Here is an 18631-nt window from a genome sequence, read left to right as displayed (position 1 = left end):
GGCGGTTCAGCGCAGCAGGATGCGGTCCGTTCCGGAAGGGACGGGCCGCTTCCGCAGCAGGAACGCCGCGAGGAGCCCGCCGAGGGCCCCGAACAGGTGCGCCTGCCAGGAGATGTTGGAGCCGACGACGGGCAGCACCCCCCAGAGGATCGACCCGTACATCGAGAACACCACCACCGCCAGGAGGATCTGCCTCCAGTTCCGGTTGTAGAAACCGCGGGCGATCAGGTAGGTGAACAGGCCGAACACCACCCCCGAGGCGCCGATCGTCAGCCCGCCGCCGGTGAGCCAGACGCCGAACCCGCTGGCGAGCCAGCTGCTGCCCAGGGCCACGGCGAACCGGCGGATCCCCTCGAGGAACGCGAGGAAGCCGAGCACCACCAGCGGCAGCGTGTTGCTCAGCAGGTGCCCGACGCCGCCGTGGAGCAGCGGCGCGAACAGGATCCCGTCAAGGCCGCGGACCCGGCGCGGCTCGATCGCCAGGAACGAGGTCAGCCCCCGGCCGGAGAACGTGTCGACGAGGTAGAGCGCCCACAGCACCGCGGCAAACACCAGGACGGTGGCGAGGCCGGTCTTCGCGCGCCGGGCCAGCATCTCAGCCCTGGATGACAACGGGTTGGAAACCTTCGGCCCGCAGGTTGCTCAGGACCTGCTCGCAGTGCTCATCGCCCTTGGTCTCCATATTGATGGTGATCGCGACATCGCCCATGCTGATGGAGCCGCCCACCCGGGTGTGGTCGACGCCGGTCACGTTGGCGTCGGACTCGGCGATGATCCGGGAGATGGTCGCCAGCGAACCGGGGCGGTCATCGAGCAGCATGCGGACCACGAGGTAGCGGCCGGCGGCGGCGAGGCCGCGCTGGATCACCTTGAGCATCAGCATGGGGTCGATGTTGCCACCGGAGAGCACGACGGCGGTGTTGCCCGGCAGGGCCCCGTTTTCGGTGAGCTTGCCGTCGAGCAGCGCGGCGATTCCGACGGCGCCGGCCGGTTCGACGACCATCTTCGTGCGCTCCAGCAGGAAGATCAGGGCCCGCGCGAGGGAGTCCTCGCTGACCGTGACGACGTCGTCGACGAGTTCCCGGATGATGGAGAACGGCAGCTGGCCCGGCCGGCCAACGGCGATGCCGTCGGCGATGGTGGACACCTTGGTCAGCGGCACGAGCGCATCGGCCGCGAGCGAGGGCGGGTAGGCGGCCGCGTTCTCCGCCTGCACGCCGATGATGCGGATGTTCCGGCCGAGCTCGCGCGCGCGGGCCTTGACCGCCACCGCGACCCCGGCCAGGAGCCCGCCGCCGCCGACGCCCATCAGGATGGTGTCGACCTCGGGGCACTGCTCGAGGATTTCGAGGCCGATCGTGCCCTGCCCGGCCACGACGTCGACATTGTCGAAGGGGTGCACGAACACCGCGCCCGTCTCGTCGGCGTGCCGCTGGGCCTCCGCGAGGGCCTCGTCGACATTGTGCCCGTGGAGGACCACCTCGGCGCCGTGCCCGCGGGTGGCGGCGAGCTTGGGCAGCGCGACCCCCAGCGGCATGTAGATCCGGGCCCGGATGCCGAGCCGGCTGGCGGCGACGGCCACGCCCTGGGCGTGGTTTCCGGCGGAGGCCGCGACGACGCCGCGGGCGCGTTCGGCCGGCGTCAGCTTCGCCATCCGGGTGTAGGCCCCGCGCACCTTGAAGGAGCCGGCCCGCTGGAGGTTCTCGCACTTGAGCCAGACATTGGCGCCGATGAGCCGGCCCAGCGCCCGGGACTCCTCGATGGGCGTGCGCGCGATGACCCCGCGCAGCAGCTCCTGGGCGGCCTCGACGTCACCGAGGGTGACCGGGAGCCGTGACATTTCTTCGAGGGTGTGGGTGGACGCGGCGCCAAGGGCCGTCTGCTCTGTCACAGGGTTGTCTCATTTCAGGATTCGGGGAGCGGCAGCGGATCCGGGGCCGGATGCGACCCGCGCAGGGCCGGATCGGTCTCCCAGGCCCGCCGCGCAATGTATTTCACTGAGGTGTTCAGCACGGCCAGCAGCGGCACCGAGAACAGCGCGCCGGGGATTCCCGCGACGAGGGTCCCGCCGGTCACCGCCAGCACCACCGCGAGGGGGTGGAGGGCAACCGCCGGCCCCATCACCATGGGCTGCAGGAAATGGCCTTCAAGCTGCTGGACGACGAGCACGATCGCGAGCATGATCAGGGCGTTCACCCAGCCGTTGGCCACCAGGGCCAGCAGCACCGCGAGGAACCCGGTGGCGAGCGCTCCGACGATGGGGATGAAGGAGCCGAGGAACACGAGCACCGCCAGCGGCAGCGCCAGTGGAACCCCGATCACCGCCGCACCGGCGCCGATGCACGCCGCGTCCACGAAGGCCACGAGGAGCTGGACCCGGACATAGGTTGCCATCGAGGTCCAGCCGCGGCGGCCCGCGCCGTCGATCGCGGCCCGCGCCCGGAGCGGCGCCAGGCCGACGAGAAAGCGCCAGATCCGTCCGCCGTCGAGCAGGAAGAAGATCAGGGCGAACAGGGTGAGGAGCGAACCGGCCGCGAAGTGTCCCGCGCTGCTCCCGAAGGACAGCGCGCCGCTGACGATGGAGCCGCTGTTGTTCTGCACCGCGTTCCCGGCGTCCTGCAGGTACTGGGTGACCTGGTCGGTGGTGAGGTTCAGCGGCCCGTCGGACAGCCAGTCGAGGACCTGTTCGATCCCGGCCCGCGCCTCGGCCCACAGGCTTGCGAAGCCCAGCGCCAGCTGCCGTCCCACGAGCGAGAGCGCCGCACCGATCAGCAGGATCAGCCCGACGACGGTGACGGCGACCGCCAGCCCCGTCGGGACCCTGTGCCGGGTGAGGAACGTCGTGAACGGCAGCAGCAGTGAGGAGAGCAGGCCCGCGATCATCAAGGGGATGACGAGCAGCGAGATGGCGCTCAGCAGCCAGATGAGGACTCCTGCGACAACCAGGACGATTCCCACGCGCCAGGACCAGGCGGCGCCGACCCTCAGTGCGTAGGGAACATCATCCTGCGGAGCGGGGCGTCCGGTCCGTGCTGGGGATCCACCGGCAGTGCCGCGGGGTGCGCGGGGGGACTGTGCGGCGGGATCGGCCGCCCCGGTGGGGGCGGCGGAGGGAAGTGCAGCCGTGCCGTCGGCGGCGCCCGGGGTGGCGGCGGCGGGAACGGCACGCGGGAGAGTCCGCTTGGGGAAACCTCCGGAGAGTCGCTGCATGAGCCAATCCTTCCATACAAGCCTCTCCCGGGAGTTAACCGAGACGCGGGCGGATTCCCCACCGGGCGGAGAAGGTCGCGCCGGGCTCGAGCCACCTCAGGCCCTCCCCCGAGTTGAAGGTATTGGCCGGCGCCGTCATGGGCTCGACGGCGACCGCCCGGTCGACGCCCGGATAGGTGCGGCTGATAAACACGTGCACGAACCCGAACTCCGGGTCGGCCCAGAGGGTCACGGACCGGCCGTCCGGGGCGGCGAGGGTGTGCTCGAAGCGACCGTCTACGGCGGTGAGCCCCGTGAAGGCCGAATCGAACTCGATGTCGCCGACGCGCTGCCCGGCGCGCAGGTCCCTCTCCCCGGACACCGGGACGCGGCCCACCGGGATGGAGCGCTCGTCGGTGTCGAAGACGTCGTCGGCGTGCACCGTGAGGGTGAGATCCTCGGTGGGCACCCCGGAGATCTTCAGGTAGGGGTGGGCGCCCAGGCCGAAGGGCGCCCTGGCCGATGAGTGGTTGGTGAGCGACTGGGTGACCTGCAGCCCCTCACCCGTCAGTTCGTAGGCCGCGGTGTGGGTGAGGTGGAAGGGGTAGCCGTGCTGCGGGAAGATCTCGGCGGCGAGGACGACGGCGTCCCCGGCCACCGACTGCGCGGAGTAGCCGGTGTTGCGCAGCAGCCCGTGGCTCGCGTTGCCCTTCGAGGGTTCGGTGATGTCGAGGCGCTGCTCGGCGCCGTCGAGCATCCAGACGCCGCGGTCGATGCGGTTGGCCCATGGCGCGAGGAGGATCCCGCCGCCGCCGGCGGGGATCGAGTCCTCGCCCCAGGTTTCGGTCAGCAGCACCCCGTCCACGGTGTAGGAGCGCAGGGCCGCCGCGAGGGAGGCGACCACCGCGGTGGAGGTGCCGGAGGTGAGGACGTAGTTCGTGCCGGAGGCCGGCCGGCTGGGAGTATCCATGCCCCGATGCTACCGCCGGTCCGGGGGAATCCTCAGTCCCGGAGAGCGGGCTTCCGTCCGTCCCGGCTTTCGGATATGTTAGTTTCTGTTCGATTTTGTTCGGCCCCGGCCGCGGCGCTCCGGCGCCCGGCCGCCGCCACTGCCCGGGAGGTGGAATGCTCGCTGCGGAGCGGCACGCCGCCATCCTCGCGGCCCTTGACGGGCGCCCGGTGGTGCGCGTCACCGAACTCGCCGGCAAGCTCGGCGTGTCCGAGATGACGGTGCGCCGCGACATCGACGCCCTCTCGGCCGCCGGCTCGGTCCACCGCATCCACGGCGGCGCGGCGCGGGCGGGAGTGCTGGCCGCCACCGAACCCGGCTTCCCGGCCAATACCCGCCGCCAGGCGTCCCAGAAACGGGCCATCGCCCGGGCCGCGGCCCAACTTGTGCTTCCGGGGATGACCATCTCGGTGACCGCCGGCACCACAACGGTCCAGCTCGTTGAGCACCTCACGCAGATCGAGGGGCTCACGGTCGTCACGAACTCCCTCCCCGCGGCGGACCGGCTCCACCGGCTCGCCGCGGGCGGCCGCGGACCGGCCGTGCTGCTCACGGGCGGGGAGCGCTCCCCCTCCGAGGCCCTTGTTGGACCGCTGGCCACCGCCGCCATCCGGACCCTCCATGTCGACCTGTGCTTCATGGGCGTCCACGGCGTCGACGTCGAGGCCGGCATCACCACCCCCAACCTCGCCGAGGCCGACACCAACAGGGCCTTCGCCGAGGGCTGCGGGCACCTGGTGGTGCTGGCGGACTCGACGAAGTTCGGCGTCGTCAGCCTGGCCCGGATCACCGGCCTCGAGGAGACCTCGTGCCTGATCACCGACACCCTTCCTGCGGAGCCCGGCTTCGCACGGCGGACCCTCGTCACCACCCCCGAGACCATCAAGGACACAAGGAAAGCCCTCACATGACGCACATCACCCCCACAACGCTCTCGGACGGCCGCGAGCTGATCTACTTCGACGCCTCGGAGGATTCCGCCCGGCTGCACGCCGACACCGCCGCGACCACGGACCGCCGCGGGCTCGACCCCCGCGGCACCGCCACCGGCGATGCCCGGTACGACGCGCTCAGCGGCGAATGGGTCGCCGTGGCGGCGCACCGCCAGACCCGCACGCACCTCCCCCCGGCCGACCAGTGCCCCCTGTGCGCGTCGAGCGAGCGCTACCTCTCGGAGATCCCGGCCCCGGACTACGAGGTGGTGGTGTTCGAGAACCGGTTCGCCTCCTTCGGCCCGCAGCTCGGCCCGCTGCCGGATACCCCCGGGTGGGGCACGACGACGACGGCCTTCGGGCGCTGCGAGGTCATCGCCTTCGACCCGGCGCACGACGGTTCCTTCGCCTCCCTTTCCCCCGAGCGCGCCCGCACCGTCATCGACGCGTGGGCCCAGCGCACCGAGGCCCTCTCGGCGATGGAAGGCATCCGGCAGGTCTTCCCCTTCGAGAACCGCGGCGCCGAGATCGGCGTCACCCTGCTCCACCCGCACGGCCAGATCTACGCCTACCCCTTCATCCCCCCGCGTGCCGCCCAGCTGGGCGCCCAGGCCCTGGCCTTCCACCAGGCCTCCGGGGGACGGGAGACCCTGATGGGCGCCGCCCTGAAGCGGGAGCGGGACTCCGGGGAGCGGATGATCCTCGAGGGCAGGCACTTCAGCGCCTTCGTCCCCTTCGCCGCGCGCTGGCCGCTCGAGGTGCACCTCGTCCCGCACCGCCAGGTCCCCGACCTCGCGGCACTGGACCCGGCCGAGCGCGATGACCTCACCGAGGTCTACCTGAACCTGCTGGGCAAGGTCGACGCCCTCTACTCGACCCCCACCCCGTACATCGCCGCCTGGCAGCAGGCGCCCCTCGACGCGCTCATCCGGCCGGCCAGCTACCTCCACCTGCAGCTGACCTCGCCGCGCCGCGCGGAGGACAAGCTGAAGTTCCTGGCCGGCTCCGAAGCCGCCATGGGAGCTTTCATCAACGACACCACCCCCGAGCAGGTTGCGGACCGGCTGCGCAACGCCGTGCCCGCAACCGAAGGAAAGGCCACCCCATGACTCTCTCCGCACCGGAACTCGCCGCTGCCTTCACCGCCCGCTTCGGCGCCGAACCCGCCGGCGTCTGGTCGGCACCCGGCCGGGTGAACCTGATCGGCGAGCACACCGACTACAACGACGGCTTCGTACTCCCCTTCGCCATCGACCGCTCCACCCTGGTGGCGGCCCGCCCGCGCACCGACCGCACCGTCCGGGTCGCCTCAACCTTCCCCGGGGGCGACGTCGTCACCGCGGACCTCGACGGACTGGCTCCGGGCGGCGTCGAGGGCTGGGCGGCCTACCCGGTGGGCGTGCTCTGGGCGTTCGGCCGGTCCGGCCACGAGACCCCGGGCATGGACCTGCTCGTGGACTCCTCGGTGCCCGTCGGCGCCGGGCTCTCCTCCTCGGCCGCGCTCGAGTGCGCCGTCGCGGCCGCGGCGAACGACCTGGCCAACGCCGGGCTCACCCGATCGCAGCTGGCCACCATCGGGCGGTTGGCGGAGAACGAGATGGTCGGCGCCCCGACCGGCATCATGGACCAGACGGCCTCGCTCCAGGGGGAGGTGGGTCATGCCGTCTTCCTCGACTGCCGCAGCCTCGAGACGATGCTCGTGCCGCTCGACCTCGACGGCGCGGGACTGACCCTGCTCGTGATGGACACCCGGGTGAGCCACTCACACTCGACCGGAGGCTACGCCTCCCGGCGGGCGTCCTGCGAGAAGGGCGCCGAACAGATGGGCGTGCCCGCCCTGCGCGACCTCTCGGTGTCCGACCTGGGCAACGCCGCCGGGATCCTCGACGAGGAGACCTTCCGGCGGGTGCGCCACGTGGTGACCGAGAACGCCCGGGTCGAGGACGCCGTCGCCGTGCTCACCACCAAGGGACCCGGTGCGCTGGGGCCGCTGCTGAACCAGAGCCACGCCTCGATGCGTGACGACTTCGAGATCAGCAGCCCCGAACTGGACCTCGCCGTTGACACCGCGGTGTCGGCCGGCGCCGTGGGGGCGCGGATGACCGGCGGTGGATTCGGCGGCGCCGCGATCGCCCTGGTGCACAGCGCCGACGCGGGCGCGGTCACCGAGGCGGTTACGGCCGCCTTTGCCGGCGCCGGCTACAAGGAACCGGCGATCTTCAGCGTGATGCCGGACGCCGGCGCCCGCCGGGTGGCCTGAGCCCCGGCCGCGGACGAAGCGGTGGCACCCGGTAGCCCGGGTGCCACCGGGATCCAAAAGGAAGGGCCCGCAGCGGATGCTGCGGGCCCTTCCTGGTTCATTCTTCAGTCATCGAGTGGTTCTGCCGGTCGGTTACTCGTCGCCGCGCAGGATCGCGATGAGGCGCAGGAACTCGATGTACAGCCAGACCAGGGTGACCGTGAGGCCGAAGGCGGCCGTCCACGAGTAGCGCTGCGGGGCGCCGTTCCGGACCGCCTCCTCGATCTGGGTGAAATCGATGATCAGCGAGAACGCGGCGAGGCCGATGGCGAGGATGCCGACCAGGACGCCGAGCGGGATGCCGAGGATGACCACTTCCGAGCGCAGGCCCCACGGCGAATCAATGGCACCGAAGGCCACGAGGCCGAGGTTGATCAGCGAGAACGCCAGGTAGCTCAGCATGGCGATCATAAAGAACTTCATCGCCTTCGGCGTCGCACGCACCTTGCCGCTCTTGAAGAGGGCCAGGGTCACGCCGAACACCGTCAGGGTGCCGATCAGGGCCTGGAGCGCGATACCGGGCAGGAAGGCCTCGAGGGTCATGGTGATTCCGCCGAGGAACATACCCTCGAGCGCCGAGTACGCCAGGATCAGCCCGGGAACCGGCTCGCGCTTGAAGGAGTTGACCAGTCCGAGGACGAGTCCGCCGATGAGCCCGACGATCATCAGGACCGGAGCCAGGCCCGGGAGCAGGAGCGCCGGAACAGCGGCTCCCAGCAGGACCACGGCGATGGAGAGGATGGTCTTGACGATGACGTCGTCGTAGGTCATCCGGCCGGTCTCGGCCGGGCCCGCCGCGGGGCGGTTGTACATGTGCTCCAGCTGCTGCTGGTTCAGGGCCGACTGACCAGCGAAGGTCGTCGTGCCGTAAGCCGCCGGGCTCGTGCCGCGGGCGGCTGAACGGAAGGTCTTTCCGTTGAAAACCGGATTTCCGCCGATTGCCATTTTCTGTAGTCCTCCAATTGGGGGCTGTAAGTTGACACAACCCTACACATATCAACGCATTCCGGCGGGTTTTGTTCCCCATCCTGGGCCCTCCACCACGCCGCGGCGGCGCAGTTGTTATCCAATCGCTACCTGCGCAGCCCCGATTGGGGCCGAACGGAATCGGTGCCCGAGTAACATAAGCTCCACATTGAGTGACACCAGTCACACGTATGATCTCCTGCCCGTCCGGCAGGCGGCCCCCACAGTGGAGGTTCCTATCTTGATAACCCAACCGACGCCTGCACGGCTCGGGAAGATGGTCGCTGCCCTTTTCAGCGTCCTTCTCGCCGTGCTTCTCAGCGCACCGTCAGCGCAGGCGTCCACCCAGCCGCCCGTGAGGGCGATGAATTCCGCGGTACCTGCAACTGTTCAGGCGGAAGAGTTCCAGGACCGCATCAGCGGCGTCCTCCGCGGCGTCGACGGCCCCATCGCCGATGTCACCATCACGGCCACGGGCAACGGCTTCGAAGGCGAGACCACCTCCGGCGAGAACGGCTTCTGGTCCATCGGCGTACCGGAACAGGGCTCGTACGAGGTCGAGGTCGACGAGGACACCCTCCCCGCGGGCATCACCCTCGCCGAGGGCCAGGAGAACCCGCGCACCGTCACCTTCGCCGGAACCTCCAATGCCACGACCCTCTTCCTTTTCGGTGAGGGCATCGTCGCCCAGGGCGGCACCTTCTGGGACACCCTCGCCGAGCGGGCCCTCGCGGGCTTCAGTTTCGGGCTGCTCCTGGCCCTGAGCGCTGTCGGGTTGTCCCTGATCTTCGGCACCACCGGCCTGACCAACTTCGCCCACGGCGAGATGGTCACCCTCGGGGCGGTCCTCACCTTCGGGTTCGCCGCGCTCGGGCTCCCCGCCCCGGTCGCCATCGTCCTGGCCGTGATCGGCGGCGGCGTGCTGGGCTACGTGCAGGACGCCGGGCTGTGGAAGCCGCTGCGCAACCGCGGCACCGGCCTCGTCCCGATGATGATCGTCAGCATCGGGCTGGCGCTGGCGCTGCGCTACATCATCCAGTTCAACTTCGGCGGCGCCACCACGCAGCTTCCCGGCTCCCAGGGTGAGGTCATCAGCCTCGGGGCTGTCTCCATCTCGCGGAACAACCTGAACTCGCTGGTCGTCAGCCTCGTCGTGATCCTGCTGGTGGCCTTCCTGCTCCTGCGCACGCGCATCGGCAAGGCCACGCGCGCGGTCGCCGACAACCCCGCGCTCGCCGCGGCGTCCGGCATCGACGTCGACCGGGTGATCCGCATCGTCTGGGTGATCGGCGGCATGCTCGCGGCCCTGGGCGGCATCCTGTGGGCGTACTACCGCCCCGGGGTTTCCTACAACATGGGCCAGCAGATCCTGCTGCTGATCTTCGCCGGCGTCGTGCTCGGCGGCCTGGGCACCGTCTTCGGCGCACTTGTCGGGTCGATCATCGTGGGGCTCTTCGTGGAAATCTCAACGCTCTGGCTCGAGGCCGACCTTAAGTACGTCGGTGCTCTGCTCATCATGATTCTCGTGCTCCTCTTCCGGCCGCAGGGTATTCTCGGCCGCCGCGAGCGCATAGGTTAGGGGTCACCATGGATTTCGGAAACATCCTTGTCAACGCCTTCGGTGAGCTCATCAGCCCGACGACGGCGGCCTACGCGCTGGCCGCCCTCGGGCTGGCAGTCCACTTCGGCTACTCGGGCCTGCTGAACTTCGGCCAGGCCGGCTTCATGGCCGTCGGCGCCTACGGCTTCGCCATCTCCACCCTGACCTTCAACGCCCCGCTGCCCGTCGCGGTGCTGGTGGCCCTACTCTCGTCGGTCATCTTCGCCATCGTGCTGGGCATCCCCACGCTGCGTCTCCGCGCCGACTACCTGGCGATCGTGACGATCGCCGCCGCGGAGATCGTCCGCTACGTGGTGACGACGAACGACCTGACGGAGGTCACCGGTTCGGCGAACGGCCTGGCGGCCTTCGAGGGCGGGTTCTACGGGCTCAACCCCTTCCCGGCGGGCACCTACAACATCGGCCCGCTCGCCATGAACGAACGCGACTTCTGGATCCGCGTCGTCGGCTGGTCGGTCGTGATCATCGCCTGCCTCACCGTGTGGCTGCTGATGCGCAGCCCCTGGGGCCGGGTCCTCAAGGGAATCCGCGAGGACGAGAACGCCGTCCGCGCCCTCGGCAAGAACGTCTACGCCTACAAGATGCAGGCGCTCGTGATCGGCGGCATCCTCGGCTCCCTGGCGGGAATGGTCTTCACCCTTCCCCGCGGCGCCGTCCAGCCCGCCAACTACGCTACCGAGCTGACGTTCTTCCTCTACACCTGCCTGCTGCTCGGGGGCATGGCCACTGTGCTGGGGCCGGTGATCGGCGCCATGATGTTCTGGCTGGTCCTGTCGCTGACCCAGGGCATCCTGTACGGGGCGATCGAGTCGGGTGCCATCACCTTCCTCACCAACGTCCAGGCCGGGCAGCTGCGCTACATCCTCGTCGGTATCGCCCTGATGCTGCTGATGGTCTTTAGGCCGCAGGGCGTGCTGGGCAACAAGAAGGAGCTGGCATTCGCATGAGCGAGAATCCCACCAACCCCGCCCGGTCCGGCGGCGGCGCGCACCGGGCGACGCCGTCGGAGCCCGCCTCCGCAGGGTCCGCCGTCGCGGAGGCCCCCGCCGGCGAGGACTACATGAACGATTCACGGCCCATCGCCACCGGCGAGGCCGGTCCGGGCTGCCGCAAGCGGGACCCGATCGTAGTGGCGAAGAACGTCACCCGCAGCTTCGGCGGCATCAACGCCGTCGACGTCGAGTACCTCGAGATCCCGCGCAACAAAATCACCGCCCTGATCGGCCCCAACGGCGCCGGAAAGACGACCCTGTTCAACCTGCTGACCGGGTTCGACACCCCCAACAGCGGTGACTGGGAGTTCGACGGCAAGGCGCTCGCGAAGGTCCCGCCCTACAAGGTGGCCCGCATGGGCATGGTGCGCACCTTCCAGCTCACCAAGGTCATGGGCAAGCTGACGGTCATCGAGAACATGCGCCTTGGTGCCACCAAGCAGCCCGGCGAGAGCCTGGCCAAGGCCCTGTTCAAGAACCTGTGGGGTGCCCGTGAAAAGGAGATCACCGCCCAGGCCGAGGTGCTGCTCGCCAAGTTCAAGCTTGACGCCAAGCGCGACGACTACGCGGCCTCCCTCTCGGGCGGGCAGCGCAAACTCCTGGAGATGGCCCGGGCCCTGATGGTCAAGCCACGGCTCGTGATGCTCGACGAGCCGATGGCCGGCGTGAACCCGGCCCTGACCCAGTCGCTGCTCGACCACATCAAGAACCTCAAGGCCGAAGGCATGACCGTGCTGTTCGTCGAGCACGACATGCACATGGTCCGCCACATCGCCGACTGGGTGGTGGTGATGGCCGAAGGGAAGGTCGTCGCCGAGGGTCCGCCCGAGATCGTCATGAAGGACCAGGCCGTGATCGACGCCTACCTGGGCGCGCACCACGACGTCGACCTCGGCGACTCCGCCGGCGTCGAGCGCCTCGAGGAGGAGCTCGCCCGGGACGAAGAATCGGTCGTCGGCACCGAGGACGAGGGAATCCTCGGCCACTCGATCACCGAGGTCAGCGAACCCGGATCCACCCGAACCGGATCCACCGGCACTGAGGAGACAAAGCGATGAGCGAGTACGAAGGCGACTCAGTGGTGAAGGTGACCGACCTCGTGGCCGGTTACCTGCCGGGGGTCAACATCCTCAACGGGTGCAGCATCGAGGCCCGCAGGGGCGAACTGATCGGCATCATCGGGCCGAACGGCGCGGGCAAGTCGACGCTGCTCAAGGCGATGTTCGGCCTGGTCAAGATCCACTCGGGGCAGGTCATGGTGCGCGGCAAGGACCTCACCGGCCTGAAGGCGAACCGCCTGGTGACCCAGGGCGTGGGCTTCGTGCCGCAGAACAACAACGTCTTCTCGACGCTGACCATCGAGGAGAACCTGCAGATGGGCATGTACCAGCGGCCCAAGGACTTCAAGAAGCGGTTCGACTTCGTCACCGGCCTCTTCCCCGAACTGGGCAAGCGGCGCGCCCAGCGGGCGGGTTCGCTCTCCGGCGGCGAGCGCCAGATGGTTGCCATGGGCAGGGCCCTGATGATGGAGCCGGCGGTGCTGCTGCTCGACGAGCCCTCCGCGGGTCTCTCCCCCGTCAAGCAGGACGAGACGTTCCTGCGCGTCCACGAGATCAACCGGGCCGGCGTCTCGGTGATCATGGTCGAGCAGAACGCGCGGCGCTGCCTGCAGATCTGCGACCGCGCGTACGTGCTCGACCAGGGCAAGGACGCGTACACCGGAACGGGGCGTGAACTGATGAAGGACCCCAAGGTGATCCAGCTGTACCTGGGCACCCTGGCCGACACGGCCTGATTTCCCAGCAAGGAACCTGCGGGCGGCACCGGAAACGGGCCGCCCGCAGTCTTTTAAGCCGCGGCGCCGCTCAACCCCTTGACGTATACCCCCCAGGGGTATATGTTCGGCGTGTCAGGATTTCCGGGCCAGGTCAAGGAGCCTCCCATGCAGCATCGAACCCAGCCCTCCCCCGGGGTGCACGAGCACTCCCCCGGGGTGCACGAGCACTCCCCCGGGGTGCACGAGCACTCCCCCGCGGCGGTGCATCAGAGCGCCCCGCCCACCGGTTCGGCAGGTCCGGCCGGTCATACCGGGCACGATGACCATCAAACCCACGCCGCGGGCCACCACGCCGGGCACAGCACCGCCATGTTCCGCAGCAGGTTCTGGATCAGCCTGGCCCTCGCCGTTCCGGTCGTCGCCTTCAGCCCGATGTTCGCCATGCTCCTCGGGTACGACGCACCCTCCTTCCCGGGGGCGGCGCTCATTCCCCCGGTACTGGGCACGGCCATCTTCGTCTATGGCGGCACCCCGTTCCTGCGCGGCGGGTGGGGCGAACTGAGGTCGCGGCAGCTCGGCATGATGCTGCTCATCGCCATGGCCATCACCGTGGCCTTCGCCGCCTCCTGGAGCACCACCCTCGGCCTCGGCGGGTTTGACCTCGACTTCTGGTGGGAACTCGCCCTGCTGATCGTCATCATGCTCCTGGGCCACTGGATGGAGATGCGCGCCCTCGGCTCGGCCGCCGGCGCCCTCGACGCCCTCGCCGCACTGCTGCCCGACGAGGCCGAGAGGGTCACCGCGGACGGGATCGAAACCGTGCCGGTAGCCTCGCTCGCCCCCGGCGATGTCGTCCTCGTGCGTTCCGGGTCGCGGGCGCCTGCCGACGGCACTCTCACCGACGGCGCGGCGGAGTTCGATGAATCGATGATCACCGGCGAATCGCGCACGGTGCTCCGCCGGACCGGGGATCCCGTCACGGCCGGCACGGTGGCCACGGACAACGCCGTGCGCATGGCGGTCACCGCCGTCGGCGGCGACACGGCGCTGGCCGGAATCCAGCGGCTCGTCGCGGACGCGCAGGCCTCCTCCTCCCGGGCGCAGGCCCTGGCCGACCGGGCCGCCGCCCTGCTCTTCTACTTCTCCCTCACCGCCGGCGTCGTGACGTTCCTCGCCTGGCTGGCCCTCGGAAGCCCCGAGGACGCCGTCGTGCGCACCGTGACCGTGCTCGTCATCGCCTGCCCCCACGCCCTGGGCCTGGCCATCCCCCTGGTGATCGCCCTCTCCACCGAGCGGGCCGCCCGGGCCGGGGTGCTGATCAAGGACCGGCTGGCGCTCGAGCGGATGCGCACCATCGACGTCGTGCTCTTCGACAAGACCGGGACCCTCACCGAGGGCCGTCCGGCCGTCACCGGCACCGCCGCGGTCCCCGGAATCGACCGCGCGCAGCTGCTGGCCCTCGCCGCGGCCGCCGAGGCCGACAGCGAGCATCCCGTCGCGCGGGCGGTGGTCCGGGCGGCCGCCGCGGACCCCGCGGCCACCGAGCTGGGCTACACCGGCACCGGGTTCTCCTCGATGACCGGGCGAGGGGTGCGGGCCACCGTCGCCGGCTCCGAGGTCCTCGTCGGTGGGCCGAACCTCCTGCGCGAGCTCTCCCTGACGACCCCGGCCGGCATCGCCGGGCCGGTGGCGGAGTGGATGGGCCGCGGGGCGTCGGTGCTCTCGGTGGTCCGCGACGGGCGCATCATCGGTGCGCTGGCGCTTGAGGACCGGGTGCGGGAGGAGTCCCGGGCCGCGGTCCGGGCCCTGCAGGAGCGCGGGGTGAAGGTCGCCATGATCACCGGTGACGCCCGGCAGGTCGCCGAGGCGGTCGCCCGAGAGCTCGGCGTGGACGAGGTCTTCGCCGACGTCCTCCCCCAGGACAAGGACGCGAAGGTCTCCGAACTGCAGGCGCGCGGGCTCACCGTGGCGATGGTCGGCGACGGCGTCAACGACTCCCCCGCCCTTGCACGGGCGGAGGTCGGGATCGCGATCGGCGGCGGCACCGACGTCGCCATCGAATCCGCCGGCGTGGTGCTGGCGGGCAACGACCCGCGCGCGGTGCTCTCGATGATCGACCTGTCCCGGGCCAGTTACCGCAAGATGATCCAGAACCTCATCTGGGCCGCGGGGTACAACGTGGCCGCGGTGCCCCTTGCGGCCGGTGTGCTGGCGTTCGCCGGTGTGCTGTTGTCGCCGGCGGCCGGAGCGGTGCTGATGAGCGTCTCGACCATCGTCGTCGCACTGAACGCCCAGCTGCTGCGCAGGATCGACCTCGATCCGCGGCGCCTCGCGGGCACACCCCGCTCGACCCCGTAAACGCACCGACCCCGACGTGCTTGTCCACCAGAGAACCCAAAGGATGATGAACATGAAACGCTACCCGGCCCTGACCGGCCTTGCCCTGGTCCTTGTCCTCGCAGGCTGTGGAGCCGGCCCGGAGGCCGGCCATGGCTCCGGGCATAATTCCGGGCAGGCACCGCCGCCGGCGTCCAGCTCCCCCACCGTGTCGGCCGGACTGTCCAACGCCGCCGACGTCGAATTCGCCGCCGGGATGATCCCGCACCACGAGCAGGCCGTCCAGATGAGCGGGCTGATGTTGGCCAAGGACGGAATCGATCCGGAGGTCACGGCGCTGGCCACCCGCATCCGCGACGCCCAGGCACCGGAGATCGAGACCATGGAGAGCTGGCTCGACGCGTGGGGCGAACCCGACGCGGAGGCCGACGGCGGGAGCGGTCATGGTTCCGCACATGGCGGGGAAGCCACCACCGGCGGGAGCGCCGGGAACGGGATGATGAGCGGGGATGAGCTGGACGCCCTCGCCGCCGCCGAGGGCGCGGAGGCGTCGCGGATGTTCCTCGCCGGGATGATCGAACACCACCGGGGAGCGGTCGGCATGGCGCAGCGCGAGCTCGAGGCCGGGGCCGATGCCGGCGCCAGGAAGCTTGCCTCATCGATAGTGCAAGCCCAGGAGTCCGAAATTCTGGAGATGGAAGCCCTGCTGGCGGGCCTCTAGACTTCCCGGGACCGCCTTCGGCGCCCGGGGCCGGGCGGTCCCGCCCCCGAACGTGGAAGGACGCAATGAGCACGGAGACGAGCAGCGGCACAGGAAGGGCTGCAGGCAGGGTCGCAGCCAGGGTTGCCGGCGGGGGCTTCGCCGGGGTTTTCCGGATCATGAAGATCCTCCGGCCGGTGCGCCCCATCCATCCGCACGGCGTGCGCCTGGGCGGGACCCTCACCGTCGACGGCAGTGCCACCAGCGGCATCCCCTGGCTCGACACCGCGGGGAGCACCCCGGTTCAGGCGCGGCTCTCGCGCTCGGTGGGCCTGCCCGGTCCGCTGCCTGACATCGTCGGCCTCGCCGTGAGGATACCCTCGGGCGACGCCGTCGCCGACGTGCTGCTGGCCTCGACGGGAAGCTCCCCGGTCGGCCGGTTCCTGCTGGTGCCACGGCGGGACATCGCCCGCTCCCCGCTGACCACGATGATGCCGTACCGCGGGGAGCGCGGGCCCGTCCTCCTTGCCGCGCGGACCACCGGTCCCGATGCTCCGGGAGGACCGGCGGTGGGAGTACCGGCCCCGGGAGGGCACGCCTCGGGCACGCGCACCTCGGGCGGGCGGGCCGTCGGGCCGCGGATCCCCGCAGCGGGATGGCTTGTGAGCCGGCGCCGTGCGGGTGGGTGGGCCGGACTCCGGACGCCCGCACGGTGGCGCCCAGGCGGGCGGAACCTGCGGCGGCCGGTGCGGCTTCCGGCGTCGCTGCCGGCCTTCCGGCGGACGCTCGGCGGCGGCACCTGGACGATGGAGCTGTGCTATGCCCGGCCACTGGGGCCCTGGCTCCCGTTCGGGACCCTGACCCTTGCGCTCGCTCCGGACCAAGACCGGGCGGACCTGCGGTTCGACCCGGTGCTGAATCCGCTGCCCACCGCGGCGACCTACGGGTGGGCCGCCGCGCTGCGCAGGCGCTCCTACGCCGTCGCCCGCGCCCGCACGCGCACTCCATAGCGACCGGCGCACCCGAAAAAAACGAACGGACCCGACATACCGGGTCCGTTCGTCGCTTTCGGGTGCGTTCGTCGTGGCCGGGTACGCGGAAGGCCCCGCCCTGCCCTCCGGGGAGGGTACAGGACGGGGCCTTCCGGTGCAGCGGTTGCGCGCTGGCCGGGGTTCCGGAGGTTAGAGCTTGCCAACCTCGGAACGGCTCGGCTGCGGCACGTTGTTCTCGTCGTACTGGTAGATGCCGATGGCGGCTTCGGTGGGATCACCGTTCTCGTCGAAGGAGACCGGGCCGGAGATGCCGTCGTAGTCGATGTCCTCACCGTTGCGGAGCAGGGTCACGCAGCCCGCGAAGTCGAAGCACTTCTCGCCGTCCTTCGAGACAGCCTCGAGTTCTCCGGCGATCGCGGTGCCCTCGGTGCTGCCCGCGGCCTCGGCCGCCAGCGACATCAGGTTCACGGCGTCGTAGCTTTCACCGGCGTAGCTCCAGCTGGTCAGCTTGGGATCGAGCTCAAGCAGCGCCTTCTGGAAGGCATCGCCGGTGAAGGGACCGGGGATGGTGCCCTGGGCGCCCTCGAGGGTGCCCGGCTCCAGGTCCTTGCTGTAGTCGGTGGTGTTGCCGTCGACCATGAACATGCTCGAGGGATCGATGCCCTTGCCGGTGAGCAGCGGAACGATGCTCTTGGCCTGGTCGAAGGTGATGATGACGATGGCGTCGGGCTTGGCCGCCACCACCGCGTCGACCTGGCTGCTGAACTGGGAATCGCCTTCGTTGAACAGTTCTGCGGCGACGACCTGGCCACCGGCTCCTTCAACGGTTTCGGTGATGTTCGCCTGCAGGCCGGTGCCGTAGGCGTCGTTGAGGACGATCATGCCGACGGTCTGGGCGCCGCAGGACATGATGTAGTTGCCGAGCGTGCGTCCCTGCAGGACGTCGGACGGCGCTGTGCGCCAGTAGAGGCCCTTGTCGTCCCAGTCGGTGAACTCCGGGGAGGTGTTCGCCGGCGAGAACTGCACGACGCCCGCTCCGGTGATCTGGTTGATGACCGTCTTGGAGACACCGGATGAAGCGGCACCGATGATGCCGCTGACATCCTGGGACAGGAGTTCGGTCACCGACTGGGTCGCGATGTCGGTGGTGGTGTCGCCGGAGTCGCGGTGCACAACGGAAATTTCCTTGCCGAGGACGCCGCCTGCTTCGTTGACTTCCTTGACGCCGAGGTTCACGCCGGCGATTTCCGGTGGGCCGAGGAACGAGAGGGTTCCGGTGGTCGGCAGGATCGAGCCGAGCTTCAGGGGCGTGTCAGTGACGGTCTTCGCCTCGGGGACAGCCGAGGGGTCGCCCTTTTCGCCTGCCTCGGCCGCCTTGCCGCCTTCGCTGGGCGGGCAGGACAGTGCGCCTGCGGTTTCGGCCGATGCGGAGGCGGTGGAGTCGCCCTCGCCCTCGGGCGCCGTCGATCCTCCGCCACCGCCGCCACAGCCCGAGGCAAAGAGTGCAATACCCAGGCTGAGGGCTGCGATCTTCGCTGCGCGCGGAGCATTCTCCCCGATGCCGGACCGCATCGGGTTGCGTGTTACAGTCATCAATTTTTCTCCTCGACCGAAAGGCGTCGTCAGCCTTTAATGCACTCACCAGGTGTTCCTGGTATGTAGAAAAGCTAATGCAAAAACAGGCCGAACATAAGGGAATCCGGTTACATCCTTGTAACGCTCGTCACACCCGGCGTCCTGCGGGGTTGACACCGGGACACCCGGGGCACGGGAGGCGGAAGTGCGGGTAGCGGAGGAGTCCGGGCAGACGGGGAGCC

Annotated in this window: 16 protein-coding genes; 10 read left to right on the top strand and 6 right to left on the bottom strand. The window is 69.9% G+C overall.

Annotation, left to right across the window (positions count from 1 at the left end; genetic code table 11):
• Positions 1 to 6 precede the first annotated feature (6 nt).
• The 4 genes from ACX80W_RS10755 to ACX80W_RS10740 form a co-directional block, all read right to left on the bottom strand.
• Positions 7 to 612, bottom strand: coding sequence for a rhomboid family intramembrane serine protease (locus ACX80W_RS10755; protein WP_459283089.1), 606 nt, complete (start codon positions 610 to 612; stop codon positions 7 to 9).
• The gene (ilvA, locus tag ACX80W_RS10750) at positions 596 to 1840 is read right to left on the bottom strand and encodes a threonine ammonia-lyase (protein ID WP_459283131.1); all 1245 of its coding nucleotides are present in this window, start codon (positions 1838 to 1840) and stop codon (positions 596 to 598) included. The genes ACX80W_RS10755 and ilvA overlap by 17 nt, the downstream gene beginning before the upstream one ends.
• Before the next feature lie 65 nt (positions 1841 to 1905).
• Complete coding sequence (locus ACX80W_RS10745) at positions 1906 to 3210, bottom strand: AI-2E family transporter (protein ID WP_459283087.1); 1305 nt, start codon at positions 3208 to 3210, stop codon at positions 1906 to 1908.
• Positions 3211 to 3244: 34 nt separating this feature from the next.
• Positions 3245 to 4159, bottom strand: coding sequence for an aldose 1-epimerase family protein (locus ACX80W_RS10740; RefSeq protein WP_459283085.1), 915 nt, complete (start codon positions 4157 to 4159; stop codon positions 3245 to 3247).
• Positions 4160 to 4314: 155 nt separating this feature from the next.
• On the opposite strand from ACX80W_RS10740, the gene ACX80W_RS10735 reads away from it, so the two are divergent.
• The 3 genes from ACX80W_RS10735 to galK are packed head-to-tail and all read left to right on the top strand — an operon-like array spanning position 4315 to position 7390.
• On the top strand, positions 4315 to 5109 hold the full coding sequence (locus ACX80W_RS10735) for a DeoR/GlpR family DNA-binding transcription regulator (protein ID WP_459283083.1): 795 nt from the start codon (positions 4315 to 4317) through the stop codon (positions 5107 to 5109).
• Positions 5106 to 6239 (top strand): galactose-1-phosphate uridylyltransferase, encoded by a 1134-nt coding sequence (galT, locus tag ACX80W_RS10730; RefSeq protein WP_459283081.1) that lies wholly within the window; start codon positions 5106 to 5108, stop codon positions 6237 to 6239. Before ACX80W_RS10735 ends, galT begins: the two co-directional genes overlap by 4 nt.
• Positions 6236 to 7390, top strand: a complete 1155-nt coding sequence (galK, locus tag ACX80W_RS10725) for a galactokinase (RefSeq protein ID WP_459283079.1) — start codon at positions 6236 to 6238, stop codon at positions 7388 to 7390. The genes galT and galK overlap by 4 nt, the downstream gene beginning before the upstream one ends.
• Before the next feature lie 132 nt (positions 7391 to 7522).
• Here the strand turns inward: galK and ACX80W_RS10720 are convergent, their stop codons facing one another.
• A complete protein-coding gene (locus tag ACX80W_RS10720; RefSeq protein WP_459283077.1) occupies positions 7523 to 8374 on the bottom strand; it encodes a Bax inhibitor-1/YccA family protein in 852 nt (283 codons plus the stop codon).
• Between the two features lie 298 nt (positions 8375 to 8672).
• Between ACX80W_RS10720 and ACX80W_RS10715 the strand changes: the two genes are divergently transcribed.
• The 7 genes from ACX80W_RS10715 (at position 8673) to ACX80W_RS10685 (ending at position 16832) form a co-directional block, all read left to right on the top strand.
• On the top strand, positions 8673 to 9974 hold the full coding sequence (locus ACX80W_RS10715) for a branched-chain amino acid ABC transporter permease (RefSeq protein ID WP_459283129.1): 1302 nt from the start codon (positions 8673 to 8675) through the stop codon (positions 9972 to 9974).
• An 8-nt stretch (positions 9975 to 9982) separates the two neighbouring features.
• Positions 9983 to 10963, top strand: coding sequence for a branched-chain amino acid ABC transporter permease (locus tag ACX80W_RS10710; RefSeq protein ID WP_459283075.1), 981 nt, complete (start codon positions 9983 to 9985; stop codon positions 10961 to 10963).
• Between the two features lie 113 nt (positions 10964 to 11076).
• Positions 11077 to 12066: an ABC transporter ATP-binding protein gene (locus ACX80W_RS10705; RefSeq protein ID WP_459283127.1), complete on the top strand. Its 990-nt coding sequence runs from the start codon at positions 11077 to 11079 to the stop codon at positions 12064 to 12066.
• Complete coding sequence (locus ACX80W_RS10700; RefSeq protein WP_459283073.1) at positions 12063 to 12803, top strand: ABC transporter ATP-binding protein; 741 nt, start codon at positions 12063 to 12065, stop codon at positions 12801 to 12803. The genes ACX80W_RS10705 and ACX80W_RS10700 overlap by 4 nt, the downstream gene beginning before the upstream one ends.
• A 147-nt stretch (positions 12804 to 12950) precedes the next feature.
• Complete coding sequence (locus ACX80W_RS10695; protein WP_459283071.1) at positions 12951 to 15143, top strand: copper-translocating P-type ATPase; 2193 nt, start codon at positions 12951 to 12953, stop codon at positions 15141 to 15143.
• A gap of 52 nt (positions 15144 to 15195) precedes the next feature.
• Positions 15196 to 15843, top strand: coding sequence for a DUF305 domain-containing protein (locus ACX80W_RS10690; protein WP_459283069.1), 648 nt, complete (start codon positions 15196 to 15198; stop codon positions 15841 to 15843).
• Between the two features lie 65 nt (positions 15844 to 15908).
• The gene (locus tag ACX80W_RS10685) at positions 15909 to 16832 is read left to right on the top strand and encodes a hypothetical protein (protein ID WP_459283067.1); all 924 of its coding nucleotides are present in this window, start codon (positions 15909 to 15911) and stop codon (positions 16830 to 16832) included.
• Positions 16833 to 17003: 171 nt separating this feature from the next.
• Here ACX80W_RS10685 and ACX80W_RS10680 read toward each other — a convergent pair whose 3' ends face one another.
• Complete coding sequence (locus ACX80W_RS10680; RefSeq protein WP_459283066.1) at positions 17004 to 18407, bottom strand: ABC transporter substrate-binding protein; 1404 nt, start codon at positions 18405 to 18407, stop codon at positions 17004 to 17006.
• Positions 18408 to 18631: the final 224 nt, after the last annotated feature.

Source organism: Arthrobacter melezitosi (genome assembly GCF_054511055.1).
Note: the sequence above shows the minus strand (reverse complement) of the source record. Positions and strands in the feature narration are given on the sequence as shown.